The sequence below is a fragment of the Pseudonocardia sp. genome (genome assembly GCF_035305885.1).
In the GTDB taxonomy this organism is placed as follows: Bacteria; Actinomycetota; Actinomycetes; order Mycobacteriales; family Pseudonocardiaceae; genus Pseudonocardia.
In genome coordinates this window covers 1-25,835 of record NZ_DATGOP010000140.1, presented here as the reverse complement: position 1 = coordinate 25,835, position 25,835 = coordinate 1, and the positions used below count along the sequence as shown (strand labels likewise).

The 25,835-nt window shown below is 74.1% G+C and carries 23 protein-coding genes and 1 pseudogene; 12 read left to right on the top strand and 12 right to left on the bottom strand.

Features of this window, described 5'->3' with window-relative positions:
* Positions 1–58 precede the first annotated feature (58 nt).
* From VKZ81_RS31905 to VKZ81_RS31875, 7 genes are all read right to left on the bottom strand, one after another.
* Positions 59–1,516, bottom strand: a complete 1,458-nt coding sequence (locus VKZ81_RS31905) for a carboxyl transferase domain-containing protein (protein ID WP_324245469.1) — start codon at positions 1,514–1,516, stop codon at positions 59–61.
* The gene (locus VKZ81_RS31900) at positions 1,513–2,688 is read right to left on the bottom strand and encodes a CaiB/BaiF CoA transferase family protein (RefSeq protein ID WP_324245468.1); all 1,176 of its coding nucleotides are present in this window, start codon (positions 2,686–2,688) and stop codon (positions 1,513–1,515) included. Before VKZ81_RS31900 ends, VKZ81_RS31905 begins: the two co-directional genes overlap by 4 nt.
* Positions 2,689–2,699: 11 nt before the next feature.
* Positions 2,700–4,031, bottom strand: coding sequence for an SLC13 family permease (locus VKZ81_RS31895; protein WP_324245467.1), 1,332 nt, complete (start codon positions 4,029–4,031; stop codon positions 2,700–2,702).
* A gap of 152 nt (positions 4,032–4,183) precedes the next feature.
* Positions 4,184–5,479 carry a dicarboxylate/amino acid:cation symporter gene (locus tag VKZ81_RS31890; RefSeq protein WP_324245466.1) on the bottom strand — a complete coding sequence of 432 codons (1,296 nt, stop codon included), beginning with the start codon at positions 5,477–5,479 and terminating at the stop codon, positions 4,184–4,186.
* 138 nt (positions 5,480–5,617) lie between these two features.
* The gene (locus tag VKZ81_RS31885) at positions 5,618–6,328 is read right to left on the bottom strand and encodes a FadR/GntR family transcriptional regulator (protein ID WP_324245465.1); all 711 of its coding nucleotides are present in this window, start codon (positions 6,326–6,328) and stop codon (positions 5,618–5,620) included.
* A 74-nt stretch (positions 6,329–6,402) separates the two neighbouring features.
* Entirely contained in the window at positions 6,403–7,065 is a 663-nt protein-coding gene (locus VKZ81_RS31880) for a hypothetical protein (RefSeq protein WP_324245464.1), read from the bottom strand.
* Between the two features lie 118 nt (positions 7,066–7,183).
* Positions 7,184–8,149 (bottom strand): helix-turn-helix transcriptional regulator, encoded by a 966-nt coding sequence (locus VKZ81_RS31875; protein ID WP_324245463.1) that lies wholly within the window; start codon positions 8,147–8,149, stop codon positions 7,184–7,186.
* Between the two features lie 62 nt (positions 8,150–8,211).
* Here VKZ81_RS31875 and VKZ81_RS31870 point away from each other — a divergent pair, with 62 nt between their 5' ends.
* The 4 genes from VKZ81_RS31870 to VKZ81_RS31855 all read left to right on the top strand — a co-directional run bounded on the left by VKZ81_RS31870 (position 8,212) and on the right by VKZ81_RS31855 (position 11,105).
* Positions 8,212–8,781 carry a DinB family protein gene (locus tag VKZ81_RS31870; RefSeq protein ID WP_324245462.1) on the top strand — a complete coding sequence of 190 codons (570 nt, stop codon included), beginning with the start codon at positions 8,212–8,214 and terminating at the stop codon, positions 8,779–8,781.
* A 1-nt stretch (position 8,782) separates the two neighbouring features.
* Positions 8,783–9,220: a VOC family protein gene (locus VKZ81_RS31865; RefSeq protein ID WP_324245461.1), complete on the top strand. Its 438-nt coding sequence runs from the start codon at positions 8,783–8,785 to the stop codon at positions 9,218–9,220.
* A gap of 89 nt (positions 9,221–9,309) precedes the next feature.
* Complete coding sequence (locus tag VKZ81_RS31860) at positions 9,310–10,158, top strand: MEDS domain-containing protein (protein ID WP_324245460.1); 849 nt, start codon at positions 9,310–9,312, stop codon at positions 10,156–10,158.
* A complete protein-coding gene (locus tag VKZ81_RS31855; RefSeq protein ID WP_324245459.1) occupies positions 10,155–11,105 on the top strand; it encodes an anti-sigma factor RsbA family regulatory protein in 951 nt (316 codons plus the stop codon). Before VKZ81_RS31860 ends, VKZ81_RS31855 begins: the two co-directional genes overlap by 4 nt.
* 48 nt (positions 11,106–11,153) lie before the next feature.
* On the opposite strand, the gene VKZ81_RS31850 is transcribed toward VKZ81_RS31855, so the two are convergent.
* Positions 11,154–12,881 (bottom strand): sigma-54-dependent Fis family transcriptional regulator, encoded by a 1,728-nt coding sequence (locus tag VKZ81_RS31850; RefSeq protein ID WP_324245458.1) that lies wholly within the window; start codon positions 12,879–12,881, stop codon positions 11,154–11,156.
* A gap of 140 nt (positions 12,882–13,021) precedes the next feature.
* Between VKZ81_RS31850 and VKZ81_RS31845 the strand changes: the two genes are divergently transcribed.
* From VKZ81_RS31845 to VKZ81_RS31825, 5 genes are all read left to right on the top strand, one after another.
* On the top strand, positions 13,022–14,536 hold the full coding sequence (locus VKZ81_RS31845) for a flavin-containing monooxygenase (RefSeq protein WP_324245457.1): 1,515 nt from the start codon (positions 13,022–13,024) through the stop codon (positions 14,534–14,536).
* 18 nt (positions 14,537–14,554) lie between these two features.
* On the top strand, positions 14,555–15,370 hold the full coding sequence (locus VKZ81_RS31840; protein ID WP_324245456.1) for an alpha/beta fold hydrolase: 816 nt from the start codon (positions 14,555–14,557) through the stop codon (positions 15,368–15,370).
* Between the two features lie 131 nt (positions 15,371–15,501).
* Positions 15,502–16,674 carry a serine hydrolase domain-containing protein gene (locus VKZ81_RS31835; RefSeq protein ID WP_324245455.1) on the top strand — a complete coding sequence of 391 codons (1,173 nt, stop codon included), beginning with the start codon at positions 15,502–15,504 and terminating at the stop codon, positions 16,672–16,674.
* A gap of 95 nt (positions 16,675–16,769) precedes the next feature.
* Positions 16,770–17,165, top strand: a complete 396-nt coding sequence (locus VKZ81_RS31830; protein ID WP_324245454.1) for a DUF6319 family protein — start codon at positions 16,770–16,772, stop codon at positions 17,163–17,165.
* A 113-nt stretch (positions 17,166–17,278) separates the two neighbouring features.
* Complete coding sequence (locus VKZ81_RS31825; RefSeq protein ID WP_324245453.1) at positions 17,279–17,689, top strand: DUF4870 domain-containing protein; 411 nt, start codon at positions 17,279–17,281, stop codon at positions 17,687–17,689.
* Between the two features lie 84 nt (positions 17,690–17,773).
* On the opposite strand, the gene VKZ81_RS31820 is transcribed toward VKZ81_RS31825, so the two are convergent.
* A complete protein-coding gene (locus tag VKZ81_RS31820) occupies positions 17,774–19,144 on the bottom strand; it encodes an aldehyde dehydrogenase family protein (protein WP_324245452.1) in 1,371 nt (456 codons plus the stop codon).
* Between the two features lie 84 nt (positions 19,145–19,228).
* Positions 19,229–20,212 carry a TerC family protein gene (locus VKZ81_RS31815; RefSeq protein ID WP_324245451.1) on the bottom strand — a complete coding sequence of 328 codons (984 nt, stop codon included), beginning with the start codon at positions 20,210–20,212 and terminating at the stop codon, positions 19,229–19,231.
* A gap of 315 nt (positions 20,213–20,527) precedes the next feature.
* Here VKZ81_RS31815 and tsaA point away from each other — a divergent pair, with 315 nt between their 5' ends.
* Positions 20,528–20,923: a tRNA (N6-threonylcarbamoyladenosine(37)-N6)-methyltransferase TrmO gene (tsaA, locus tag VKZ81_RS31810; RefSeq protein WP_324245450.1), complete on the top strand. Its 396-nt coding sequence runs from the start codon at positions 20,528–20,530 to the stop codon at positions 20,921–20,923.
* 12 nt (positions 20,924–20,935) lie between these two features.
* Here tsaA and VKZ81_RS31805 read toward each other — a convergent pair whose 3' ends face one another.
* On the bottom strand, positions 20,936–21,385 hold the full coding sequence (locus VKZ81_RS31805) for a hypothetical protein (RefSeq protein ID WP_324245449.1): 450 nt from the start codon (positions 21,383–21,385) through the stop codon (positions 20,936–20,938).
* A 79-nt stretch (positions 21,386–21,464) separates the two neighbouring features.
* Positions 21,465–22,661: a TerC family protein gene (locus VKZ81_RS31800; protein ID WP_324245448.1), complete on the bottom strand. Its 1,197-nt coding sequence runs from the start codon at positions 22,659–22,661 to the stop codon at positions 21,465–21,467.
* Positions 22,662–22,771: 110 nt separating this feature from the next.
* Between VKZ81_RS31800 and VKZ81_RS31795 the strand changes: the two genes are divergently transcribed.
* Positions 22,772–23,743: a hypothetical protein gene (locus tag VKZ81_RS31795; RefSeq protein WP_324245447.1), complete on the top strand. Its 972-nt coding sequence runs from the start codon at positions 22,772–22,774 to the stop codon at positions 23,741–23,743.
* 306 nt (positions 23,744–24,049) lie between these two features.
* Positions 24,050–25,835, top strand: a pseudogene (locus VKZ81_RS31790) (hypothetical protein); the annotation flags it as partial.

Here is a 25,835-nt window from a genome sequence, read left to right as displayed (position 1 = left end):
ACCAGTTCCTTGAACGACTCAACTCGGAGCGCGCGGGCGGGCCGGCCCGACGGTGTGGTCAGGCCGGGCCGCGGCCCGCTCTCGCGCGCGTGGCCTCCCGGATCGCGGCGGCGCAGGCCGCGGCCACGGCCCGCGAGAACGTCTCGGGGGCCTCGTGGGCCGGGGGCCGTTCCGGCACCAGGACGTGCACGACACCGTCGTCGCGCAGCTCGAAGGCGCTCACCCGCTGCCGCTCGGCCATCTGCGGCGCGTGGGCGGTGTCGCGGTGGACGATCGCGCTCGCGCCCTCCGGCGGCAGCGGCGACAGCCACGCGTGCTCGGCGGCGATCACCCGGTCGGCGGGCAGCAGGGCCAGCGCCGCTCCCCCGCTGCCCTGCCCGAGCAGCACCGACACCGCCGGCACCGTGAGGCTCGACATGTCGGCGAGGCAGCGCGCGATCTCCCCGGCGAGCGCGCCCTCCTCGGCGCGCGGGGACAGGGCGGCACCGGGCGTGTCGATCACGGCGACGAGGGGCAGCCGCAGCTCCTCGGCCAGCCGCATGCCGCGGCGCGCCTCGCGGAGCGCGGTCGGCCCCAGCGGGCGCTCCGGGGTCTGGTGGCGGCGGTCCTGCCCCACGAGGACGCACGGCAGCCCGTCGAACGCGGTGAGCGCGAGCAGCAGCCCGGCGTCGCGCTGGCCGTCGCCGGTGCCGCTGAGCGGGATGACGTCGTCGGCGCCGAACCGCAGCAGCTCCCGCACGCCGGGGCGGTCCGGGCGCCGGGTGAGCAGCACCGACTCCCAGGTCGACGTCGTGCGCCGCGGAGGCGGCGGGGGCGGGTCGGCGGCGCGGGCCGGGGCCGGGTGCGGGGTGAGCAGCCGCACCACCCGGCGGGTGACGCCGGCCAGGTCCTCCGGCGCCACGACGCCGTCGATGACCCCCTTCGCGACGAGGTGCTCGGCGCGCTGCACCCCGCTGGGGAACGGCTTGCCGGTGAGCGCCTCGACGATGCGCGGGCCGAGGAAGCCGATCAGCGCGCCGGGCTCGGCGACCGTGACGTGGCCCAGCGACCCCCACGACGCGTACACCCCGCCCGTGGTCGGGTTGCGCAGGTAGACGAGGTAGGGCAGGCCCGCGGCCTTGTGCTCCACGATCGCCTTCGAGATCGAGATCATCTCGACGAACGCGGGCGTGCCCTCCTGCATCCGGGTGCCGCCCGAGCAGGTGGCGACGAGCAGCGGCAGCCGTTCGCGGGTGGCCCGGCGGACCGCGGCGACGATGCGCCGGGCGGTGGCCCGCCCGATCGACCCGCCGAGGAACTCGAACTCGCCGGCGATCACGGCGACGCCGACGCCGTCGATCGTGCCCGCGCCGGTGATGACGGCCTCGTCGGTGCCCGCGCGCTCCCGGGCGGCGGCGAGCTGGGCCGCGTAGTCCGGGTCGATCCCGGTGAGGTCGACGGGTTCGTCCCAGCTCGAGAACGTGTCGCCGAGGACGAGCTCGATCAGGTCGCGGGCGCGCAGGCGGGTGCCGATCACCGCTCGCCCACCCCCGCGAGCCAGGCGCGGATGGCCGCCCCGTCCTCGTCGAGGGTCGGCGGCGCGGCGTGCGCGGTCCTCGTGACCTCGCGCCCCTCCGGGTCGAAGAACCGCAGCGGCGGGCCGGGCAGCTGCACGCGTCCCAGTGTCGCGTGCTCGACCTCGATCAGCAGCCCCTGGCTGCGGGTCTGTTCCCACGCGTACACCTCGTCGAGGGTCCGGACCCGCCCGGCGGGCACGCCCGCCTCGGCGAGCCGCGCGAGCAGGCCCGCGGCCCGCCGGCCGGAGAAGACGCCCTCGATCACCTCGACGAGCTTCTCGCGGTTCGCCACCCGCTCCGGGTTCGTGGCGAAACCGGGTGCGGCGGGGTCGAGGTCGAAGGCCGCGCAGAACCGCCGCCAGAGCCCCTCGCTGCCGACCGCGATCTGCACGGAGCCGTCCGCGCAGCGGAACAGCCCGTACGGCGCGATGGAGGCGTGGTGGTTGCCCCGGGCCCGGCCGACCTCGCCGGCCACCGTGTAGCGCGTGGCCTGGAACCCGTGCACGCCGACGGTCGCGGCGAGCAGCGAGGTGCGCACGACGGTGCCCGCGCCGGTGCGCTCGCGCTCCAGCAGCGCGGCGAGCGTCCCGTACGCGCCGTACATTCCGGCCAGCAGATCGGCGATCGGCGTGCCCACCTTCTGCGGGTCGTCCGGGCGCGAGCCGGTGAGCGACATCAGGCCCGCCTCGCCCTGGGCGATCTGGTCGTACCCGGCGCGGCCGCCCTCGGGCCCGTCGTGCCCGAAACCGGTGATCGACAGGACGACCAGGCCGGGGTTGATCGCGTGCAGCACCTCGAAGCCGAGCCCGAGCCGGTCCAGCACCCCGGTGCGGAAGTTCTCGACCAGCACGTCGGCCCGGCGGACGAGCTCCACGAGCACGTCCCGGTCGTCGGGGTCTTTGAGGTCGAGGGCGACGGACTCCTTGTTGCGGTTCGCCGACAGGAAGTACGTCGAGGTGCCGTCGACGAACGGCGGGCCCCAGCCGCGGGTGTCGTCGCCCGCGCCGGGCGCCTCCACCTTGATGACCCGGGCGCCGAGGTCGCCGAGCATCATCGTGGCGTGCGGGCCGGCGAGCGCGCGGGACAGGTCGACGACGAGCGTGCCGGTGAGCGGGCCGGTGGCGTCGGGCATCGGGGCCTCCCTCACAGCACGCCGCTGAGCACGAACGCGGCCCAGACCACGAGCGGGCCCGCGACGGTGACGATCACGCCGTAGCCGAGGATCTGGCGGTAGTAGCGGTCCTCGGAGATCGTGTCGGGGCGGTTGGCGACCATCAGCGCACCGTTGGTCGAGAACGGGCTGACGTCGACGACCGTCGACGACACCGCGAGCGCCGCCACCACCGCGACCGCGCTCACCGCGCCGGAGGAGATCAGCGGCACCGCGATCGGGATGATGATCGGCAACAGCGCGGTGGACGAGGCGAACGCCGAGGTCACGCCGCCGACGTAGCAAAGCACCAGCGCGCCGAGGAGGACCGTGCCGAGGCCCGCGGCCCAGGTGCCGACCGCCTCCGGCGCGCCCGCGGTGGACAGGATCGTCGCGAACGTGCTGACCCCGGCCACGAGCAGCACGGTCGACCACGCGATCTGCGTGATCGCGCCCTTCTGCTCCTTCGGGAAGAGCGCGGTGAGGATCACGGCCGCGGTGATGGCGGTGAACCCGATGTTGCGCTCGAACACCAGCGCGACGAGCGCGACCGCGACGAACGCGGCGAGCGTGATGACCTGGTCGGTCCGGACCGTCCGCCGCGCGGCGACCGCGGTCGCCGTGCCGCCGCCACCGGACGGGGCCCCGTCGACGTCGCCAGTGCCATCGACGGGGCCGCCGTCGGGGCCGCCGTCGGGGCCGCCCTCGGCGACCCGCCTGCCGAGCAGCTCGCGCCCGCCGAGGGCGAGGAACAGCGCGATCGCCATGGCGAGGTTCAACGCGAAGCTCGCCAGGAAGATCGCGCCCTCGTCCACGGGCAGCCCGTTGTCGCGCATCACCGAGTTGGTGATCACGCCGTAGATGCTGATCGGGGAGAACCCGCCGGCCTGAGCGCCGTGGACGACGAACATGCCCATCATCAGCGGGCTGATCCGGTGCCTGCCCGCGAACCCGAGCGCGATCGGCCCGACGATCGCGCAGGCCGCGGGGCTCGCGGCACCGATCGCGGTGAGGACGGCGGTGACGGCGAACATCACCCACGGGACGAGACCGACCCGGCCGCCGACCGTGCGCACCGCGCCGCGCACGATCAGGTCGACGGTGCCGTTGTTGCGGGCGATGGCGAACAGGTAGGTGACCCCGACGAGCGTCAGCACCAGGTCACCGCTGATGCCGTCGATGATCTCCCGTTCGGAGAGCCCGAGCGCGTACGTCCCCACGAGCCACGCGGCCACGAAGCCGAGCGCCCCCATGTTGATCGGCAGCAGCGTGCCGACGACGAACAGCGCGACGAGCGCGAGGATGGACAACCACTCTGCGGACATGATCGATCCTTGGGGCTCAAGGGGCCGCGGCCCCACGAGGCGCGTCATCGTTGACAGAGATCACGCGTGGCTGAGTGGCCTAGCCAATAGGTCTCCGGACCTGTTGTCAAGAGACACGTGCGCCCCGAGACCGGTCGAGTGGAGGAACGCGATCAGTCCGCGCGGTCGGCGGCCAGCGCCGCGCCGTGCTCGCCCAGGTCGGCCGCTTCGGCCTGGACGATCTTCGTGCCGTTGTAGACGTCGCGGTCGATCTCGTCGTCGGCGTTCGCGACCAGCATCGCGACGAACGTGTCGCCGTTGACGTTGAGGAAGGTGCGCACGACGCCGGTGAACCAGTCCACGGCGATCAACAGGCCGACGGCCTCGAACGGCAGGTCCAGCGACGTCGCGAGGAACATCGCCACCACCGGGAAGCCGCCGGGCACGGTGATCGTGCCCATGTTGAGCAGGATCGCCAACGCCATGCCGAGCGCGATCTGCCCGAAGGTCAGCGGAACGTCCCCGGCCTGGGCCAGGAACATCACGACGATCATGTAGTTGAGGACGGCCCCGTACGAGCCCATCGTCAGGCCGACCGAGAGCGTGAAGTTCGCGATCTTCTGGCTCACCCCCACCTTCTCGACGGCGTTCTTGAGCACCGTCGGGAAGGTGACCGCCGAGCTCGTGGTCGTCACCGCGATCGCGGTCTGCTCGGCCAGCTTGCCGGGCAGCTTCCAGGGGGCCAACCGGGTCCGCGCCGTCACGACGACCACGAACAGGGCGAACAGGATGAGCACGCCGAGCAGCGTCGTGCCGAGGTACTTCAGCGCGCTCGTCACGACCGAGAAGCCCACGTCTCCGGCGATGTTCGCCAACAGGCAGAACACACCGATCGGCGCGATGTGCATCACCAGCCGGATCATCATCAGCACGATCTGCTGGATCTGGTCGATGAACGTGAGAACCGCGGTGTCGCCGGTTCTGGCGACGTGGGCCCGCAATGCGATCCCGAAAAGCAGGGAGAACACGATGATGGGCACCATCGCCGCCGACGCCATCGCGTCGAAGATGTTGGTGGAGACGAAGTTCAGCAGGGTCTCCTGCCAGCCCAGCGCCTCGCCCGCCGACTCGCCGAGGCCCGGGTCGACCGAATCGGTGTAGACCATGCCGGCGCCGGGCCGGAACGCGGCGCCGAGCAGCCAGGCCAGCACGGCGGCGACCACCGAGAACCCGAGCATCCAGGCGAACGTGCGCAGGGCGATGCGGCCGGTGCCCGCACCGGTCATCGACCCGGTGGCCACGATCACCGAGGCCATGACCAGCGGCACGATCGACATCTGGATCAGGCGGATGAACAGGTCGCCGATGAATTTGAGATTGGCCGCCCACTCCCCGACGACAAGACCGAAGAGGATGCCGAGGATCGCGGCGATACCGATCTGCAGCGCGGGGTGCCGCAACGTTTTCATGCGCGGGACCCTAGGTGGGGGCGACTACGGCGACATTCCGCTCAGGTGACGGCCGCGTTACAGCGGTGTGAGCTCCCCACCGCTCACGAATTGGCGCCGCACCGGCGGAGCCGATTCCACGATCGACGATTTCGTTTCTCACTCGTCGCGCAGCAGGGCGACGTCGGAGACCGCCTCGATGTGGGCGGCCATCGCCGCGCTCGCGCCGGCCGCGTCGCCCGCGCGGATGGCGTCGGCGACCTTGCGGTGCGCCTCCAGGGACTCGCGCGGGCGGCCCGGCTGGGACAGCGACTCCACCCGGCTCTCCCGGATCAGCTCGGAGATCTCCGCCATGAGCCGGGCGAGCAGGCCCGAGTGCGCGGCGGCGGTGACCGCGGCGTGGAACCGCTCGTCGGCGGCCACACCGCGACCGCCCCCCTCGATGTCGCGGTCCATCTCCTCGAGCGCCGCGTCGATGGCGGCGAGGTCGTCGTCCGTGCGGCGCTTCGCGGCGAGCCCCGCGAGCTTGACCTCGAGCGCCTCACGGGCCTCGATCACCTCGCGCAGCCGGTGCCTGCGCGCGTGCAGCGCGGCGAGCACCTGCCGGTCCGGCGGGATGTCGCGGATCACCGCGCCGTCTCCGTGCCGGACGTCGACCACGCCCTGCACCTCGAGCGCGACGAGCGCCTGGCTCACCGTCGCCCGGCTGACGGCCAGCTGGGCGGCCAGCTCGCGCTCCGGCGGCAGCCGGTCGCCGACCTTCAGCCCCTCGGCGTGGATGTGGTCGAGCAGCCGCTCGACGAGCTGCTCGTAGAGGCGGGTGCGGGCGAACGGACGCAGCGTCTCACGTCGCCCGGGGGCTGCGGTCACAGGACGAAGAGTACAGGTGGCCTACTGGCTGAGTCATTTGCGTTATCAGGTGTGCTGTCACTGGTGCCCTGCTCTCACTTGCGCCTCAGCACGGCGATGCCCGCGGCGATGGTCCAGACCATCGAGAGCACGCGCCCGACCGGAAGGGCGACGCTGGCGTAGTAGAAGGTGAGCGACAGCACCGACGCCACCGCGATCCCGCCGGCGACGAACCCGAACCAGCGGGTGGGGGCGCCGAACAGGTGCTCCCGGCCGAGCAGCACCGACGAGCCGAGGACGAACACCCCGAGCGCGACGACGTGGATCACGCCGCCGGTGTAGAAGTTCGCCTCGCGCAGCACGCGGACCACCCCGTCGCCCGCTGACGTCACGACCAGCGACAGCGTCATCGACAGCAGGCACGAGGCCAGCATCGCGGCGACCGCCAGGTAGCCGACCCGCGGCAGCCAGGCGGCGCCGAGGGCGCGCAGGGCGGGCGCGAGGAAGCCCACGAAGGCGGCGAGGCAGATCACCGAGACCGCCTGCAGGCCCGCGGTCAGCGTGACCGCGAAGGGGTTGGCCGCGTAGTAGGCGGCGACCTCGGCGGCCGGGGCACCGGGCATGGGCAGGTCGCGGTCGGCGGCGGCGCTCGTGAGCGGCGCGGCCACGAGGTAGGCGCCGAGGAAGCCGACGGGGGCGAGCACGCCCGCGGCGAGGTCCGCGGCGGACCGGCGGCGGGCGGAGGCGGGGACGGCCATGTGCATCTCCTTCGATCGCTGGTGTCCCCACGATTCGCGATCGGGCCCGCCGGGGCGTCCCGCTCGCGACGCGATCTCGCCTACCGCGCGGGTGGTACGCGCCGGCGCCCGCCTGCGCTCACGGGGGTACGCGACCGGCGAGCCCCGCGAGGCGGTCGGCGAGCCGCGCGGCCGCCTCGCGCAGCTCGGGGGGATCGAGCACCTCGCCGTCGAACCCGAGCCGGGCGATGTGCACGGCGAGCCAGTCCAGCTCGTCCCCGCCCGCGACGAGCACGCAGCACCCGTCGCCGTCGTGCTCGACCCGGGCGACCTGGGGCGGCACGAGCCGGCGCACCTCCTCCGCCGGGGCGCGCAGCCGGACCCGGGCGAGGTGGCGGTACGGAGCCTCGGCCACGGACCGCTGCACGTACGCGAGCGGGTCGGGGTGCTGCCTCGGCCGGAACCGCCAGGTCGTGGCGACCACGTCGCGCATCCGGTCGAGGCGGAAGGTGCGCCAGTCGGCGCGGTCGACGTCCCAGGCCATGAGGTACCAGCGGCGGTCGGTGGCGACCATCCGGACGGGCTCGACCGTGCGCTCGTGCTCACCGCCGCCGCGGGTCCGGTAGCGGAAGCGCACCCGCACCGCGTCCCGGCAGGCGCGCGCGAGCGTCACGAGCAGGTCCGCGTCGATCTCGACGCCCGGCCCGATGAGGGTCTCGGTGGCGCCGTGCACCGCGCGCACCTCGGCCCGCAGCCGGGGCGGCATGACCTGGTCGAGCTTGGCGAGCGCCCGCAGGGCCGCCTCGCCCGCGCCGGCGACCGTGCCGCCCGACGCCATGCGCAGCGAGACCGCCGTGGCGATCGCCTCCTCGTCGTCGAGCAGCAGCGGCGGCAGCCGGGTGCCCGCCCCCAGCTGGTAGCCGCCGCCGACGCCCGCCGTCGCGTGCACCGGGTAGCCCAGTGCCCGCAGGCGCTCGACGTCGCGGCGCACCGAGCGGTCGGTGACCCCGAGCTCCGCGGCGAGCTCGGCGGCGGTCCACGACGGCCGCCGCTGCAGCAGCGCGAGCAGCCGCAGCACCCGTTCGGTGGTCGCCTCGACGGTCACGATCACCATCGTCCCACGGATCACGGAAGGTATCTGTCCGCTATTCGCGAGAAGCTTGTCCCGTGACCGACCAGACCTACAACCAGCTGCTCCGCGACCAGATCGACTGGCACTGGACCCACCAGCTGCGCAAGCGCCTCGACGGCCTGACCGACGAGGAGTACTTCTGGGAACCGGTACCCGGGTGCTGGAGCGTGCGCCCGCGCGGCACCGGCACCGCGCCGGTGCAGGCCGGAGCGGGCGAGATGACCATCGACTTCGCGTTCCCGCAGCCCACGCCTGCGCCGTTCACGACGATCGCGTGGCGGCTGGGGCACGTGATCGTCGGTGTGCTGGCGATGCGCAACGCCTCGCACTTCGGCCGGGCCGCGACCGACTACCAGTCGTTCGAGTACGCGCCGACCGCCCACGCCGCGCTGGCCCAGCTCGACGCCGAGTACGCCACCTGGCTCGCCGGGGTCTCCTCGCTCGGCGAGGACGGGCTGCGGCGGCCGTGCGGCCCGGCCGAGGGGCCGTTCGCCGACGAGCCGATGGCCACGCTCGTGCTGCACATCCACCGGGAGCTGATCCACCACCTGGCCGAGGTCTGCCTGCTGCGCGACCTCCACCTGCACACGAAGGGGGTGCGCTGAGATGGCACGCGACGTGCAGATCACCGTCGACTGCGCCGACCCGGCCGCGCTGGCGGCCTTCTGGGCCGAGGCCCTCGGCTACCGCGTGCAGCCCCCGCCCGAGGGGTTCGACTCGTGGGACCAGGCGCTCGAGGCGTTCGGCGTCCCGCCGGAACGGCGCAACGACGCCGCCGCGGTCGTCGACCAGGACGGCGCGGGCCCGCGGCTGTTCTTCCAGCGGGTGCCCGAGGGCAAGCGGGTCAAGAACCGGGTGCACCTCGACGTCCGGGCCGCGCCCGGCCTCGACGGCGAGGCCCGCATGGCCGCGCTGGAGGCGGAGGCCGACCGGCTCGTGGCCCACGGCGCGAAGCGGCTCGCCCGCCACGAGCCCCGTCCCCCGCTCGAGGGCGGCCACATCGTGATGGCCGACCCCGAGGGCAACGAGTTCTGCCTCGACTGAGGAACCCGCGCGCCTCGGTTCGGCCCGGGCAGGTCGTAGGCGCAAGACGGGAGGGCCCAAGACCGGCAGCGCTGTGTTAGCGTCCCCGGATGCGGACGGTGGGGCCCGTTGGCTCGCTGCTCGCGCTGAGCGCGAACGACCACATCTGCTGGCCTTACCGCGACCTGTCGAGCTTTCGTGCGAGCCTCGTCGAGTTCCTCGGAGCCGGGATCGCCCGTGGCCTGCGGGTGGCGTACGCGGGCACGGGCGACCCGGCATCGCTGAGGTCGAGCCTCGAGGGCCTCGCCGACGTCGACCGGTTGCTGGCCGGCGGCGGATTGGAGATCGTGGCCCTCGACGTCGTGTACGGCGCGAGGGTGCTCTCGGACCCGGACGTGGCGGCAGAGGCGTTCGCGACGGCCACGCAGCGGGCACTCGCCGACGGCTACGCCGGCTTCCGGGTCGGGGCCGACGTCACCGAGATGGTGCGCTCACCCGCGCGGCGCGACTGCTTCATCCGCTACGAGTCCCAGGTGGACCGCTTCGCGTCGACCCACCCGTTCTCGGCGATGTGCGCCTACGACGCGCAGCTGGGCCCCGCGGTCCTCGCCGAGCTCGCGAGCGTCCACCCGATCGCACCCGCGGCGCTGACGCCGTTCCACGTCTTCACCACGTCGGAGGGGGCGCTCGGCCTCTCCGGCGAGGTCGACGCCGCCAGCGCGGCGCAGTTCCGCAGGACGCTGGAACGCATCCGGCTCACGCCCGACGCCGCTGCCGTGGTCTGGGACCTCTCCGCGGTGACCTTCATCGACCACCGCGCGCTGCAGGCGATCGACGCCATGGCCGCCCGGCTCGGGATCCCGGCGCTGATCGCGGACCCGCCTCGGCTCGTGCGCCGCCTCGCGCAGCTGGTCCCCTTCGTCCACGTCGAGATCGTCGACGCGGAGCCGTCGTCATGAGCGCCGCGGCGGCACCGACCGGAGGCGGTCACGTGCACGAGGCCGGCTTCTACCGCTCCGACGCGGAGTTCGGCGCCCTGGTCGTCGACTTCATCGACTCCGCCGTCGCCGCCGGGGAGCCCGTGATCATCGGTTTCGACCGACGCAAGACGGACCTGATCCGGTCGCGCATCGCCGACGACACGGGTGTCTCCTTCGTCGGGGAGTCCGACCACTACAGCGCGCCGACGCGCGCCATCGGCAGCTACCAACGGCAGTTCGAGAAGCACCTCGCCGAGGGCGCCACCCGCGTCCGCATCGCCGGGGAGGTCCCCGCCGCCGGCACCGGGCGGTCCTTCTCGGGGTGGGACCGCTACGAGGCCGGCATCAACGCCCTGTGGCGCGAGCTGCCGGTCTGGTCCCGGTGCATCTACGACTCGACCGCCCTGCGGCCGGACGTCCGCGACGTCGTGCTCCGCGCCCACCCGCGGCTCGTCGCCCCCGACGGGCGCGTCGTGCGCAGCGCCGACTACGAGGACCCGGAGCGGTTCGCGTTCCTGCCGGTGGAGCCGCACCCGTTCGAGTCCGCGCCGCCCACCCGGCGGCTCGTCGACTGCTCGCCGGGCGGTGCCCGCACCGCGATCCGGGAGCTCGGCGACGGCCACGTCCACCCCGCCGTCCTCGACGACCTCGCCTACGCCGCCTCCGAGGCCGTCACCAACGCCCACATGTACGGCGGGTCCCCCGTCACCGTGCGGATCTGGCGCGCCGCTGCGCGGATGCTCGTCACCGTGCACGACACCGGACCGGGCCCCGCCGACCGCACGGTCGGGCTGGCGCCCCGGCCGCGCACGCCCGACGGCGCCGGGCTCGGCCTGTGGGTCGCCCACCAGCTCGACGTCACCACCGACCTCATCTGGCGCGAGGACGGCTTCACCGTGCGGCTCGCCGCCGGCGAGCCCGCGTGACGCCGGCTCTCGGGGCGCTGCTGCGCGCGGCGGGCCCGACGACCCTGGTCACACCGTGATCCCGTACTGGCGGATCTTGCGGTAGAGCGTCGAGCGGGCCAGGCCGAGCGCGGCGGCCGCGGCCACCCGGTTGCCACCCGCGGTGCGCAGCGCGCTCACGATCGCGTCGCGCTCGGCCCGGTCGACCGGGCGCAGCGCGGTGCGGGGGGCGCTCTGGCAGAACTCGGGCAGGTCGGCGGGTCCGATGCAGCCCACCGGGCGGCGGCGCAGCGCCGACGCCAGCGCGTCGCGCAGCTGGGCCACGTTGCCGGGCCAGTCGTAGCGACCGAGCAGCCGCAGCGCCGCCCGGGACAGCCGCACGTCGCGGCGCGGGGCCAGCTCGGCCAGCAGGGCGCGGGCGAGCGCGGGCAGGTCGCCGGTGCGGGCCCGCAGCGGCGGCACCGTGGCCGACGTGCGCATCACGGCCAGCAGCCCGTCGTGCGCGGGCTGCGCGGCGGTCGCGGCGAACGGCGGCACGCCCCCGCCGAGCGCGGCGACGAGGGTGTCGACCGCGGCGGCCGGCACGCGGTCGACGTCGCGCAGCACGTACAGCACCGCGGGGCCGGCCGCCGCGATCGCCGCGGCGACCTCCTCGGGCGCGGCCGCGACGCGCTCGGGTGCGATCCCGACGGCGCGGCCGTCCTCGCGCGCGCTGCGGTGCAGCTCGGCCACCAGCGTGAACCGCCCACTGCCCGGCTCGCCGATCACGAGTGCCGGCGCACCGTCCCGCAGCGCCTGCGCGACCGCGGCCGAGGCGGCGCGCCACGCCGCCGAGCCGTTCTCCGCGGGCCGCGGGGCCGGGACGAGGTCGGCGACGTCGACCTCGTTCAGCACCCCCACCACGGCGACCGCCCCCGCGACCGCGCCCCCGACCACCACCGTGGAGCCGCGCACCCGCACCCGGGTGCCCGACGGCAGGTCGAGCCGGTCGTCGACGCTCGCGTGGCGCGTCATCACGAACCGCACGTGGTCCTGCAGCGCCACCACGTCGCCGGGGTCGAGCAGGGTCTGCATCGGCGTGTTGGCCATCACCGTGCGCGGCCCCACGGCGAGCACGGCCTCCCGGCTGCGCGCGTCGAGCCGGGTGTAGGCGTCGAACAGCGCCTGCTGCTGCTCGTTGCGGTCGGCCAGCAGGTTGCGCTGGATCCGCGCCGCCGCCGAGCGGACGAGCGAGTGCAGGATCGGCGAGGAGTGCTCGCGCAGGCAGCTGATGTCCAGCACGCCCTCGATCCGGCCGGTGAACGGGTCGCGGACCGGCGCCCCCGCGCAGGCGTAGGGCTGCAGGCTCTCCACGAAGTGCTCCGCACCGACGATGTGCACGGACTCGCCGAACTCGAACACGGTCCCCACGCCGTTCGTGCCGACCGCGTCCTCGGAATAGCCGAATCCCTGCGCGAAGCACTGGCGGTCGGCGATCCGGCCGAACCAGGGGCTCGTGTCCCGGCGCACGAGCAGCCGCGCGCGGTCGTCGGTGAGCGCCACGCACATCGGGATGTCGGCGATCTGCTCGGCGAGCTGCTCGATCACCGGCCGCGCGCAGCGCACGAGACGGGAGCCGAGGTCGAGGTCGTCGTGGTACTCGGTGACCACGACGTCCGGGTGGACCCCGCGGGAGACGCTGCGCCGCCAGGACGCGGCGACGTGGTCGGGCACCCCGCGCAGGTCGGCGTCCGCGCGGTCGAGGAACGCGGCGCGGGCGCAGGTGAGCCGGTGCGCGCGATCCGCGAGCTCACCCACCTTGCGCGCACCTCCTCGTGCCCACTCCCATGGTGCGTGCCGCGTCAAGGCGGAGCTGTCCGATTTTGGGACACTCCCCGGCGCGGGCACGCTGCCTACGGTGATCGGCGTCACGACGTCCCCCTGCCGAAGGGCGAGCCATGACGACGACCGCACCAGCAACGACGCCGCTGCGCGACACCGGGGAGATCGAGGACGGCGGCCACGTCGACGTCCTCATCGTGGGCGCCGGGGTCTCCGGCATCGGCGCGGCCCACCACCTGCGCGACGAGTTCCCCGACCGCTCCTTCGTCATCCTCGAGGCCCAGGACGACCGGGGCGGCACCTGGTGGACGCACCGGTACCCGGGCGTGCGGTCCGACAGCGACCTGTTCACCTACGGCTACCGGCACAAGCCGTGGCGTGGACCGTCGATCGCCGAGGGCAAGGAGATCCTCGCCTACCTCGACGAGGTCATCGCCGAGGACGACCTGGCCGGCCACATCCGGTACCGGCACCGGGTCACGTCGGCGAGCTGGTCGTCGCACGCGCGCCGGTGGACCGTCGAGGCGCGCCGCGACGACGGGACGCGGGTGCGTCACACCACCGACTTCCTGTGGATGTGCCAGGGCTACTACAACCACGAGAAGCCCTACCAGCCGCGGTGGGAGGGCATGGACCGGTTCCGGGGCGTGGTCGTGCACCCGCAGAGCTGGCCCGAGGACCTCGACCACACCGGCAAACGCGTCGTCGTCATCGGCTCCGGCGCCACCGCGGCGACGGTGGTGCCCGCGATGGCCGAGAAGGCCGAGCACGTGACGATGCTGCAGCGCTCCCCCTCCTATTGGTACGCGCCGCCGGTCACGCACGAGCTCGCCGTGACCCTGCGCCAGCTCGACATCCCGGAGGAGTGGACGCACGAGATCCTGCGCCGCCAGTACATGGCGCAGTACCACTGGCTCGCCCGCACCTCGCTCGAGGCGCCCGACGAGGTCCACGCGTTCCTCATCGACTCGATGCGGCCGCTGCTGCCGGAGGGCTTCGACATCGAGAAGCACTTCACCCCGCGGTACCGGCCGTGGCAGCAGCGCATCGCGATCGTCCCCGACGGCGACCTGTTCGCCGCGCTGCGGGAGGGCAAGGCCTCGATCGTCACCGACACCGTCGAGGAGTTCACCGAGAACGGCATCCGCGTCGGCTCCGGCGAGGAGGTCGAGGCCGACATCGTGGTCACCGCCACCGGCTTCAACCTCTCCGCCTTCGGCGACGTCGCGTTCACCGTCGACGACGAGCCGGTCTCCTTCCCCGAGCGCGTCACCTGGCGCGGGATCATGATCAGCGGGGTGCCGAACATGGCGTACGTGTTCGGCTACTTCCGCCACAGCTGGACGCTGCGCGTCGACCTCGTCACCGACCTGGTCGGACGGCTGTTCCGGCACATGGGCGACAAGGGCGCCACGGTGGTCGTCCCGACCCTGCGGCCGGAGGACGCCGACATGCAGCTGCGTCCGTGGTCGGACCCGGAGAACTTCAACGCCGGCTACGTCATGCGCTCCCAGGACGTGATGTTCAAGCAGGGCGACCGCGAGCCGTGGACGCACATGCACGAGCACGAGGAGGAGATGGAGATCCTCCCGAAGGCCGACCTCGACGACGGGTCGCTCGTCTACCGCTGAGAGAGCTGGAGGTCCCCCATGCCCCTGCAGTCCGTCCGCACCGGGGTCTCGCTGCACTACGAGGTGAGCGGGGAGGGCGACCCGCTGCTGCTCGTGATGGGCACGTCCGGCTCCATCCCGCTGTGGGGCGAGCTCGTGCCCCGCCTCGCCGAGCGGTACCGGGTCATCGCCTTCGACAACCGCGGGCTCGGCGGCAGCGAGCGCGGCGACGGCCCGATCACCGCGGCGACGATGGCGGAGGACGCCGCGGCGCTGCTCGAGGCGCTCGAGATCCCGAAGGCCCACGCGATGGGCTGGTCGCTCGGGTCGGCCGTCGTGCAGGAGCTCGCCATCGCCCACCCGCAGCGGGTCGCCTCGGCGGTCCTGTACGCGACGTGGGGCCGCTGCGACGGGTTCCAGCGCGCGATCTTCACCGCGCTGCGCCTCCCCTACGCCGTCGGCGACATGGAGGCCGCGCTCGCCGTCGCGGGCCTGGCCTTCTCCCCCGAGCTGATGGACCGGCCCGACGTCCAGCAGCTGTTCGAGCCGATGCTGCCCGCGTTCCCGCAGAACGAGGAGCAGATGGCGGTCACCGTGGAGCAGTGGGACGCCGACCTCGCGCTCGACACGCTCGACCGGCTCGGGGGGATCGAGGCGCCGACGCTGGTCGTGGTCGGCGAGCAGGACCTGCTGACCCCGCCGCGGCAGGCCAAGGCGGTGGCCGACGCCATCCCCAAGGCCCGCTTCGAACTCGTCACCGGGCCGGGGTCGAGCCACGGCCTGCACATCGAGCGGCCCGACGACCTGCTGCGCCTCGTCACCGGGTTCCTCGACCAGCACCCGGTCCTCGCCTGAAGCGGGGGTGCGGGCGGGGGACCCCGCTCCCCGGCCGGCCGCCCGTGCGCCATCGTCGTCCCCCGGGGGCACGTCACCGCCGCCGTGCGCCCGGGGGCGTGCCCGTTCGATCACCGGCCAAGGAGGTCCAGGTGGGTAGGTCCATCGACGGAAGCGCCATCGACGAGGTTCTGCAGAGCGCCGTCCGCACCGGCGGCGTCCCGCACGTGGCGGCGATCGCCGCCGACCGCGACGGGATCATCTACGAGGGTGCGGCGGGGGTGCGGGCCGTCGGCGAGGACGACGAGCCGGTCAGCACGTCGACCCACTTCCGGATCATGTCGATGACCAAGATGGTCTGCACCGCCGCGGCGCTGCAGCAGGTGGAGCGGGGCGACCTGGAACTGGACGCCCCCGTCGACACCTACTGCCCCGACTTCGCCGACGTGCAGGTCCTCGAGGGCTTCGACGGCGACACCCCGAAGCTGCGCCCCGCGGGCCGCCGGGCCACCGTGCGGCACCTGATCACGCACACGAGCGGCCTGAGCTACTGGTTCTGGAACGCCGACATCGCCAAGTACGAGAAGGTCACGGGCGTGCCCAACGTGGTCCCCGGGTCGATGGAGGCCTTCCGGGCGCCGATGGTCGCCGACCCGGGCACCCGGTTCGAGTACGGCATCAACACCGACTGGCTGGGCCGGGTCGTCGAGGTCGTCGCCGGGCGGACGCTCGACGTCGTGATCGCCGAGGGGATCACCGGGCCGCTCGGCATGACCGACACGACGTTCCGGCCCGACGACGCGCGCCGGGCGAACTGCGTGGCCGTCCACGTGAAGGGCGAGGACGGGAAGTGGACGCCCATCGGTGAGATCCTCAACCCGAACCCCGACTGGTGGGCGGGCGGCCACGGCATCTACTCCACCCCGCGCGACTACATCCGGTTCGAGCGCGCGCTGCTGCGCGGCGGTGAGCTCGACGGCGAGCGCATCCTGTCGGAGCAGACGGTCGACGCCGCGTTCTCCAACCAGATCGGCGACCTCGACTTCCCCGCCGAGATCCCGACCGCCGACCCGGCCACGACGCACGCGCTGCGCGTCGGCCCCGGCTGGAAGTGGGGCTACGGCCTGCTGCTGAACACCCAGGACGTCCCCGGGCGGCGCAGGGCGTACACGGGCGCATGGGCGGGGCTGTTCAACACGCACTTCTTCATCGACCGCACCACCGGCGTGTGCGCGTCCATCTACACCAATTCGCTGCCGTTCCTCGCCGACGAGGCGTGGAAGCTGTACGGCGACTTCGAGGGCGCGCTCTACGCCGCGCTGTAGGCCGTCGGCGGGGTGCCCCGGGGACGGCGCGGTCGAACAGGCGTTCTACGATCTGCTCCCGTTCTGCCGCGCCGTCTGTGAGGAGCACCCCGCCGATGACCCAGCCCGAGCCCGTCACCCCGCCCGCGGACGCAGCTGCGACCGGGGACGCCGGTTCGACCGCGGAGGCCGCCGAGCCGGCCGCGCCGCGCCGCCGCCGGGCGAAGGGCGGCGCCCGCACCACCCGCACCATCGAGCTCACCCTCACCGTCACCGGCACGGCGGACGGCGACTGGCAGGCCGAGCTCAAGCAGGGCAACACGTGGCTGTCGCGCGGGCTGCCCGTGTCCGCCACGGCCGTGTCGCGGGCGGCCGAGGAGCTGCACGCGGAGCTGGCGGGCCCCATCCACGCCGTCATCGACGCCGCCCGCGAGCAGCGCGCCGCCCGGGTCGCGGCGCTCGAGGCCGAGCTGGAGCAGGCGCGCAAGGCGCTCGCCGAGCTCGACGCGTGACCCCATCGGTCGGTGGCGCATCCCGCCCGACCGGGGGAGGATCGTCCGTTCCGGGCACGGCCGGCCGGTCCGGATCGTTGACCGGGTGAGACCGCCGGCGAAGGAGTGGACCGATGTCCCAGCCGTACCAGCCCTACGACCCGCATGACGCCGAGACCAGGCCCACGGCGCTGCCCGCGCACAGCAGGATCGGGGCGATCATCGCGCACCTGTCCGCGCCCATCGCGGCCCTGCTCTCCGCGGGCTCGCTCAGCCTGCTCGGGCCGCTGATCGTGTGGCTGGTGCAGAAGAACGACCCGTTCGCCCGGAGGGCGGCGGCGGGGGCGTTCAACTTCAACCTGAGCTTCTGGCTGCTCTACCTGCTGAGCTGGGTGCTCATCTTCACGGTCGTCGGCGCGCTCATCGGCGTCCCGCTGATGATCGTGCTGTTCGTGGTGTCCGCGTGGTGCCACATCAAGGGCGCCATCCGGGCGGCCGACGACCGGCCCTACGACTACCCGTTCCAGATCCGCGTGCTGTCCTGACCGTCGCCCGCGCCGCGGGTGGCCGACCGGGCGGCACCCGCGGCGAGGCCGCCGATCGCGAGGCCGACCGACCGCCCGGTCCCCTCAGTCGTCGGTGGCGATGAAGACGTTCTTCGTCTCGGTGAACGCGCTGACCGCGTCCGGCCCGAGCTCGCGGCCCAGCCCCGACTGCTTGAAGCCCCCGAACGGCGTCCAGTACCGCACCGACGAGTGGGAGTTGACCGACAGGTTCCCGCTCTCCCAGGCGCGGCAGACCCGCAGCGCCCGGCCGATGTCGCGGGTCCACAGCGACCCGGACAGCCCGTACTCGGTGTCGTTGGCGAGCGCGATGGCGTCCGCCTCGTCGTCGAAGGGCATGACGGCGATGACGGGCCCGAAGATCTCCTCCCGCCACTGCCGTGCGTCCCGCTCGACGGGCGCGAGCACGGTGGGCGGGAACCAGAACCCGGGGCCCTCCGGCGCGCTGCCGCGGAACGCCACGCGGGCCGTGTCGTCGACGTAGGAGGACACCTTCTCGCGGTGGGCCGCGGAGATCAGCGGGCCCATCTCGCTCGACTCGTCGGCCGGGTCGCCGACGGCGAACCCCTTGACGGCGGGCTCGAGCAGCTCCATGAACCGGTCGAGGACGCTGCGCTGGACGAGCACCCGCGAGCGGGAGCAGCAGTCCTGGCCCGCGTTGTCGAAGGCGGCGCCGGGCGCCGTCGCGGCGGCGCGCTCGAGGTCGGCGTCGGCGAAGACGATGTTGGCGTTCTTCCCGCCCAGCTCCAGCGTCAGCGACTTCACCTGGTCCGCGCAGAGGCGCATGATCCGTTTGCCGACCGCGGTCGACCCGGTGAAGACGACCTTGCGGACCAGCGGGTGGGTCACGAGCCGCTCGCCGGCCTCCTCGCCGGTGCCGGGCACGACCTGCAGCACGTCCTCGGGCAGCCCCGCCTCCAGGGCCAGCTCCTGCAGCCGCAGCGCCGTGAGCGGCGTGTGCTCGGCGGGCTTGAGCACCACCGTGTTGCCCGCGGCGAGCGCGGGCGCGAACCCCCACGCGGCCACCGGCATCGGGAAGTTCCAGGGCACGATCACCCCGACCACGCCGAGCGGCTCCTGGAAGGTGATGTCGACCCCGCCCGGGACGGGGATCTGCTTGCCGGTGAGCCGCTCCGGGGCGGCGGCGTAGTAGGCGAGCACGTCGCGGACGTTGCCCGCCTCCCAGCGGGCGTTGCCGATGGTGTGGCCGGCGTTGCGCACCTCCAGCCGGGCGAGGTGCTCGACGTCGGCGTCCACGGCCTCGGCGAAGCGGCGCAGGAGGCGGGCCCGCTCGCCCGGTGCCACGGCGCGCCACGCCTCGAAGGCGCGCTGCGCGCGGGCGACCCGCTCGTCCACCTCCTCCCGGCCGCAGAACTCGACCGTCGTCAGCACCGTCTCGTCGACAGGGCTGATGACGTCGTGGCTGCTCGTGGTCATGTCACACCTTCCTCGACACGCAAGCGGTTGCACCGGGTCGACGACCGAGTCAACAACCCCGCGCCGAGGCGGCGCGCGAGGGGGTCACTCGGTCGGTGCCGGGTTGCGCCGCGACGCGAGCAGGCTGGCGACCGTCGTGATCGCGAGCACCCCGATGATCACCGACAGCGACAGGCCGATGCCGACCTCCGGCACCGGGACCGGCTCGCCGCCGTTGATGAACGGCAGCTCGTTCTCGTGCAGGGCGTGCAGCACGAGCTTCACGCCGATGAAAGCGAGGATCACGGCGAGCCCGTAGGACAGGTAGACCAGCCTGCTGAGCAGCCCGCCGAGCAGGAAGTACAGCTGGCGCAGCCCCATCAGCGCGAACGCGTTGGCGGTGAACACCAGGTACGGCTCCTGGGTGAGGCCGAAGATCGCCGGGATGGAGTCGAGCGCGAACAGGAGGTCGGTGAGCCCGATCGCGATCATCACGATGAGCATCGGGGTGACCCAGCGCTTGCCGTCGAGCCGGATGGTGACCTTGGAGCCGTGGTAGTCCTGGGTGACGGGCAGCATGCGCCGCACGAACCTCACGACCCGGGGTTCGCTCCACTCCTCGTCCTCGTGGCCGACGCCCTGGCGGACCATGTTCACCGCCGTGTAGACCAAGAACGCGGCGAAGATGTAGAACACCCAGCTCAGAGCGTTGATCGCGGCGGCGCCCACGGCGATGAACAGGCCGCGCATCACGAGCGCGATCACGATGCCGACGAGCAGCACGCGGTGCTGGTGGATGGAAGGCACCGCGAACGACGACATGATGATCACGAAGACGAACAGGTTGTCGACCGAGAGCGAGTACTCGGTGATGTAGCCGGCGAAGAACTCCCCGGCGTAGGTGCCGCCGGCGAAGTACCAGATGCCCAGGCCGAACGCCACGGCGAGCGCGATGTAGAAGACCACCCAGCGGGTGGCCTCCTTCACCGTCACCGTGTGCGGTTTGTGGTCGACCAGCAACAGGTCGGCCACGATGATCGCGGCGAGGCCGCCGATGGTGGCGAACCACAGCCATACGGGGACGTTCACGGGGGAGGACCTCCACGGTCTCGGGCAGCAACGGGCCGCCCCGAGGTCTCTTCCCTTCGCCTCTCCCGGCGGAGCGGCGAATCGGTGGCGCCGGGTTCGGGTCCCGCGTGATTGTCGTTCCCAGGCCGCGGGGCCTTCTCCGTGCTGACGACGCCACCGCGAGCGGAATACTCCCCAACGGTGCTGCGATCAGGGTGCCCACCGCACGGGGGCAGCGCCACCGGCACGTGACGCAGAACACGTGTGACGAGATGGGGCATTGCGGCGGGAATACCCGGTTCCGGGCCGTCCACCCGACACGGCACAATCCGCGGGGTGCAGCTGCGCCCGATCGGCCGGGTCCGCTCGCCCCTGACCGATCCCGCGGCGGCCCCGAAGCAGGCCGACGAGGGGGCGCCGCCCGCCCGCATCGAAGTCCGCCCCGAGTACGCCGAGGCGGTGGACGGCCTCGCCGCCGGGGAGGGCGTCGTGGTGCTGACCTGGCTGCACCGCGCCGACCGGTCCGTGCTGGCCGTGCACCCCCGCGGCGACCCGGCCCGGCCGCTCACCGGCGTGTTCGCCACCAGGTCTCAGGACCGGCCCAACCCGGTCGGGCTGCACGTCGTCACGATCACCGCGATCGAGGGCACCACCATCGAGGTGGACGCCCTCGAGGCCGTGGACGGCACCCCGGTCATCGACATCAAGCCCGTGCTGGGCCCCGAGCGCTGAGGTGCGGCCGGATCAGCGGGCGTGCTGCAGGTCTGCCTCGACGATCTCCCGCCCCTCCACCGTGAACGTGTAGTCCGCCGCCCACCCGGCCGAGCCCGCGGGCGCCCAGTGGACCCGCACCCGCTGAACCCGCGGCGACAGCTCGACCACGCCGTCGACGGGCAGGCCGCCGCCGATCACCTCCCGCGCGGCCCACTCCCGGATCGCGTCCCGGCCGACGATCCGTCGCTGCACGTCCACGACCACCCCGTCGACGGCGAACGCGGCGACGAGGGCGTCGAGGTCGCGCGCGGCGACCGCGTCGACGTACGCGGCCGCGGCGGGCAGCAGCGCCGCGCTCGGCCCGCCGTCGGCGCTCGCCGCGGCCCCACCCGCGGCGCACCCGGTGACCGAGATCATCGCGAGCAGCAGGGCGCCGACCGCCCGCCGCGCTCCCCTCCCGCACCAGTCCGAAGCCCGCACGGGCCGCAGGCTGCCGCCGGCGCCCGGCCGGCGTCCAAGACCGGCTGTGATAGCCGGACGGCATGAGAGTGCGGGCCGGTCAGCCCGCAGGGCCACCGCCCGGCGCGGCGAGGGCCTCGTGCTCGGCGTGCGCGCGCCGCAGCAGCGCCATGAGCTGCTCCTCCCGGCGGATGCGCGCCCGGTACCGCTCGGGCAGCCCGCGCAGCTGGGCCTCCTCGGCCAGCAACTTCTGGAAGAGGTCCTCGCGGACCGCCGGATCGGTCTCGCACTCCAGGTACTCGGTGGCGTGCCGCCGCGCCGCGGCCACGAGGTTCACCGCGCGCCCCTTCGCGGAGAGCAGCGACGCGACCACGGTGACCACCAGGACCCCGACGATGACGGCGAGCGAGGCGGCGGTGTCGATCTCGACGACGTCCACCGGCTCGCCGCCGTTGATGAACGGCACGTTGTTCTCGTGCAACGCGTGCAGCACGAGCTTCACACCGATGAACGCGAGGATCGCCGCGAGCCCGTACGACAGGTAGACCAGCCGATCGAGCAGCCCGTTCAGCAGGAAGTACAGCTGGCGCAGGCCGAGCAGGGAGAACGCGGTGGCCGTGAACACGACGTAGACGTCCTGCGTGAGCCCGAAGATCGCCGGGATCGAGTCGAGCGCGAACAGGACGTCGGTGCTGCCGATGGCCGCCATGACCAGCACCATCGGCGTCATGACCCGGCGGCCGCCCACGACGGTGGTGAGCCGGTCGCCGTCGTAGGCATCCGAGGTCGGCAGGAACCGGCGGGCGAGCCGCACCATCACGTTGTCCGCCGACCGCTCGTCGGAGTCGCGGTGGCGGACGATGTTGCCCGCCGTCATCAGCAGCGCGATCCCGAAGACGTAGAACACCCAGGCGAACGTGTTGATCAGGGTGGCGCCCAGGAAGATGAACGCGGTGCGCACGACCAGCGAGATCGTGATGCCGAACAGCAGCACCTTCTGCTGGTCGGCCCGGGGAACCCGGAAGCTGGTCATGATCACCAGGAAGACGAACAGGTTGTCGATCGACAGCGCCTTCTCGGTGACGTAGCCGGCGAAGTACTCGGCCCCGGTCGCGGGGCCGGCGACGAGGAGCACGCCGACGCCGAACAGCAGCGCGACCCCCACGTACGCCGCCGACCACACCGACGCCTCGGTGAGCGAGGGCACGTGCGCCTTGCGCACGTGGAAGACGTAGTCGAAGGCCAGCAGGGCGACGATCCCCGTGACCGTCGCCCACCACACGACTGCGGACGTCACCGGGCACCGGCCCGCGCGCGCAGATCGGTAACGCGCCGCGGGGGCGCACCGAGCAGTCGCCGGGCGGCTGGCGCCCTGCGACACCGACGACGAGCAGGAGGTGCGGCGCCGTGGCCGCGACGCGGGCGATGGACATCCACCTGGCGACCGATCGCCGGTCCTACCTGCCGGGCGACGCCGTGACGGCCGTGGTCCGCCTGGAGCCGCTGGAGGACCTCGAGGACGTGGAGTGCTCGGTCGCGCTCGTGCACGTCGACCAGTACCCCGCCGGGGGCGGCGGCTACACCGACGACCGCGCGGTCGCGGGCGAGTACGTGCTCGCCGAGGACCACCTGCCCGCCGGCGCGGCCCGGGAGCTCACCGCGGTGCTGCCCGTGCCGCGGCGGATCGTGCCGCCGGAGCGGCCCGAGGACTGCGCCGACGAGCGCTACCCCGCCTCCGGCGACGCGGCCGCCCCGGAGAGCTACGACAGCTGGATCGAGCCGGAGGAGCGCTGGGGGCCGCCGACGAGCGAGGGGCCCGGCGCGTCGTCGCGGTGGCTGGTGCGCTGCGAGGTCACCGCGTCGCGCCGCTTCCCCGACCCGGTGGAGGTGCCGGTCGCGGTGCTCGCCCCCGAGCGCGCGGCGCCCGCGGAGCCGCCCGTGCGGCGGGGCGGCGGCACCCCGGTGTGCTCGGTGTCGTTCTCCGGGCTCCCCCGCGGGAGCGTGCCCGCGGGCGGCACCCTCCGCGGGGCCGTCCGGCTCACCGCGAAGGCCGACCTGAAGGCCCGCGGCGTGCGGGTGGAGCTCGTCCGGCGCACCACCGTCACCTCCGGCCGCGGCCCCGCCGTCGTCGGCCACACCGCGGCGGAGGTCGCCGCGAGCGGGCCCTTGCAGCTGCGGCCGCGGCAGCCGAAGGACCTCGCCTTCGCCCTCGACGTGCCCGCGGACGCCGGGCCGTCGATCGTCTCGGAGGACTACCGGGTGGACTGGCTGCTGCGCGCCGTGGTCGACCGCGCGCTGCGCCGCGACGAGGTGTGGGAGCAGGCGATCGCCGTGCACGCCCCGGCCGGGTCGTCCTCGTGGACAGCACCGTTCAGGTGAGGGCCGTCACCCACGGTCACACCCGGCCGGGTGCCGGCCGCGGCACCGCCCTCGGGCCCGCCCTCGGGCGCTTGCTCCCTTCGGCCTGGTCGCGGCCGTCGGCCGGTGGTGCGCTCGGACGCCCCCGTCGGTGGGTGGTTCGTTCGGAACGCCGGGCGGCATCCGGGAGGCCCTCGCGGCTGTTCAGGTGATCCGCGACGAGCGGGCGAACAGCGTCTGGCCGGTCGTCGTCGGGCGCAGGTAGGAAGGCATCGGGCCCCACCAGGACCTGCTCGAACCCCACCACCTTCCGGGAAGAACGCGACCGTGCAACCGCCCGCCTGCTCACCCCGTCCCCGCTCCAGCGCCCCCGGCACCGCCCCCGGCACCGTGACCGTCGCCGAGCTGATCGCCCGCTGCTCCGGGATGCCGGTGCCGCCCCGGCGCACCACCGGCCCGGAGGGCGCGGTGTCGGTGGCCGCGCTGCTGCGCCGCGAGGGCCGGGGGCCGCGCGTCGCCGACCGCCCGCTCGTGCCGCGCGGGCACGCCCGCGTCGCTTCCCCGCCGCCCCCGCCGCCCCGCCGCAACGGGCGCAAGGTCGTCGTCGCGGCGGGCGCGCTGTTCGCCGCGACGGCCGTGTTCGGCCCGTCCGTGGTCGAGGACGCCGCCGGGCCGTCGGTGGGCGCGGGCGACGCCGGAGGGCCGCTGCCGGACGCGGGCGCGCAGGTCCACGCGTGGACGGTCGGCGCGGGCGACGACGGGCTCGTGCTCGCCGCGACGCGGCAGCTGTTCGCGGCCGGCATCCCGTCCGAGCTCGACGCCGCCCCGGTCGACACCGCCCCGGTCGACGCCGGCCCGGTCGACGCCGCGTCGCCCGCGGGGCTCGGCCCCTCACCCGCCGCGCGGCTCGCGCCGGCCGCGGCGGACCCCGCCGTCGCCGCCCCCGCGGTGACCCCGGCCGTCTCCCCCGCGGTGGCGCCCGGCGCGGGCGCCCCCGGGCCCGCGACCGTCCCGCAGCCCGGCGCCGGGGCGCCGCCCGCGGCGGGGTGGCCGTGGCCGCTGTCCCCGGCGCCCTCCCCCGGTGGTCCGGGGGCCGGCCGGCCCGGCGGGGGCGGCGGTTCGGCGCCCGCCCCGAGCGCCCCGGCCGGCGGCTCGGTGGTCCTCGCGGCGCCGCCGGTCCGGACCCCGCCGGTCGAGGTGCCCACGGCGCACACCCCGCTGCCCGTCGTCGGCCCGGTGGACACCCCCTCGGTGGGCGTCGGATCCGCCGCGGTCGACCTGCCCGGGGTCGACGTGTCCGGGGCCCCGCGCAGCCTGCGGGCCGCCACCACGCCGGCCGAGGTCCGGCTCCCGGACGTCACCACCTCCGACGCGACGGTCGGGCCGGTCGGGGCGTCCGGGGCGGCCGTCACCACCCCGGACGTCGAGGTGTCCGGGGCACGGGTGACGCTCTCCGCCGACGCCCCGCCCGAGGTCACCCTCCCCGGCGTCGCCGTCTCGGAGACCACGATCGAGACGCCCGACGTCACGCTCGGGTCCGCCCGCGTCGAGCTGCCCGACGTGGAGCTGCCCGCCGTCGAGCTCCCGGCGCTGACGCTCGGGGGCCGGCAGGGCGGGGGCGAGGACTCCGCCGAGGACACCGCCGACGAGGCCCCGGCGAGGTCCGACGACACCACCGAGGACGGCACCACCGAGGACGAGCCCCGCGCCGAGGACGACCGCGAGCCGGGCAGCGAGTCGGACGAGGGCGGCGACCGCCGCGGCCTCCTGGGCGTCGTCGACGACCTCCTCCCCACCCGCGCGGAAGCGGACGACCGCGAGGACGAGGAGGAGGAGGGCTCCGGCGGCGACGCGTCGAGCGACAGCCGCTCCCGCAACGCCTCCGACGACAACTCCGGCGACACCGAGGACTCCAGCGACACCGAGGACTCCGGCGACACCGGCGACGACGATTCCGACCGCGGCTCCCGAGGCGGCTCCAGCAGCGAGGCCGAGGACGAGAGCGACGACGACAGCGACAGCGACAGCAACAGCGACAGCGACAGCGACGACAGCGACAGCGACGACAGCGACAGCGACGACAGCGACAGCGACAGCAACAGCGACAGCGACG

What these genes read in the sequence shown, in the direction of transcription:
- VKZ81_RS31900 (WP_324245468.1), bottom strand. Translation starts at nt 2,688, where the DNA reads ATGCCCGACGCCACCGGCCCGCTCACCGGCACGCTCGTCGTCGACCTG.
- VKZ81_RS31895 (WP_324245467.1), bottom strand. Translation starts at nt 4,031, where the DNA reads ATGTCCGCAGAGTGGTTGTCCATCCTCGCGCTCGTCGCGCTGTTCGTC.
- VKZ81_RS31890 (WP_324245466.1), bottom strand. Translation starts at nt 5,479, where the DNA reads ATGAAAACGTTGCGGCACCCCGCGCTGCAGATCGGTATCGCCGCGATC.
- VKZ81_RS31880 (WP_324245464.1), bottom strand. Translation starts at nt 7,065, where the DNA reads ATGGCCGTCCCCGCCTCCGCCCGCCGCCGGTCCGCCGCGGACCTCGCC.
- VKZ81_RS31865 (WP_324245461.1), top strand. Translation starts at nt 8,783, where the DNA reads ATGGCACGCGACGTGCAGATCACCGTCGACTGCGCCGACCCGGCCGCG.
- VKZ81_RS31860 (WP_324245460.1), top strand. Translation starts at nt 9,310, where the DNA reads ATGCGGACGGTGGGGCCCGTTGGCTCGCTGCTCGCGCTGAGCGCGAAC.
- VKZ81_RS31855 (WP_324245459.1), top strand. Translation starts at nt 10,155, where the DNA reads ATGAGCGCCGCGGCGGCACCGACCGGAGGCGGTCACGTGCACGAGGCC.
- VKZ81_RS31845 (WP_324245457.1), top strand. Translation starts at nt 13,022, where the DNA reads ATGACGACGACCGCACCAGCAACGACGCCGCTGCGCGACACCGGGGAG.
- VKZ81_RS31840 (WP_324245456.1), top strand. Translation starts at nt 14,555, where the DNA reads ATGCCCCTGCAGTCCGTCCGCACCGGGGTCTCGCTGCACTACGAGGTG.
- VKZ81_RS31830 (WP_324245454.1), top strand. Translation starts at nt 16,770, where the DNA reads ATGACCCAGCCCGAGCCCGTCACCCCGCCCGCGGACGCAGCTGCGACC.
- VKZ81_RS31825 (WP_324245453.1), top strand. Translation starts at nt 17,279, where the DNA reads ATGTCCCAGCCGTACCAGCCCTACGACCCGCATGACGCCGAGACCAGG.
- VKZ81_RS31820 (WP_324245452.1), bottom strand. Translation starts at nt 19,144, where the DNA reads ATGACCACGAGCAGCCACGACGTCATCAGCCCTGTCGACGAGACGGTG.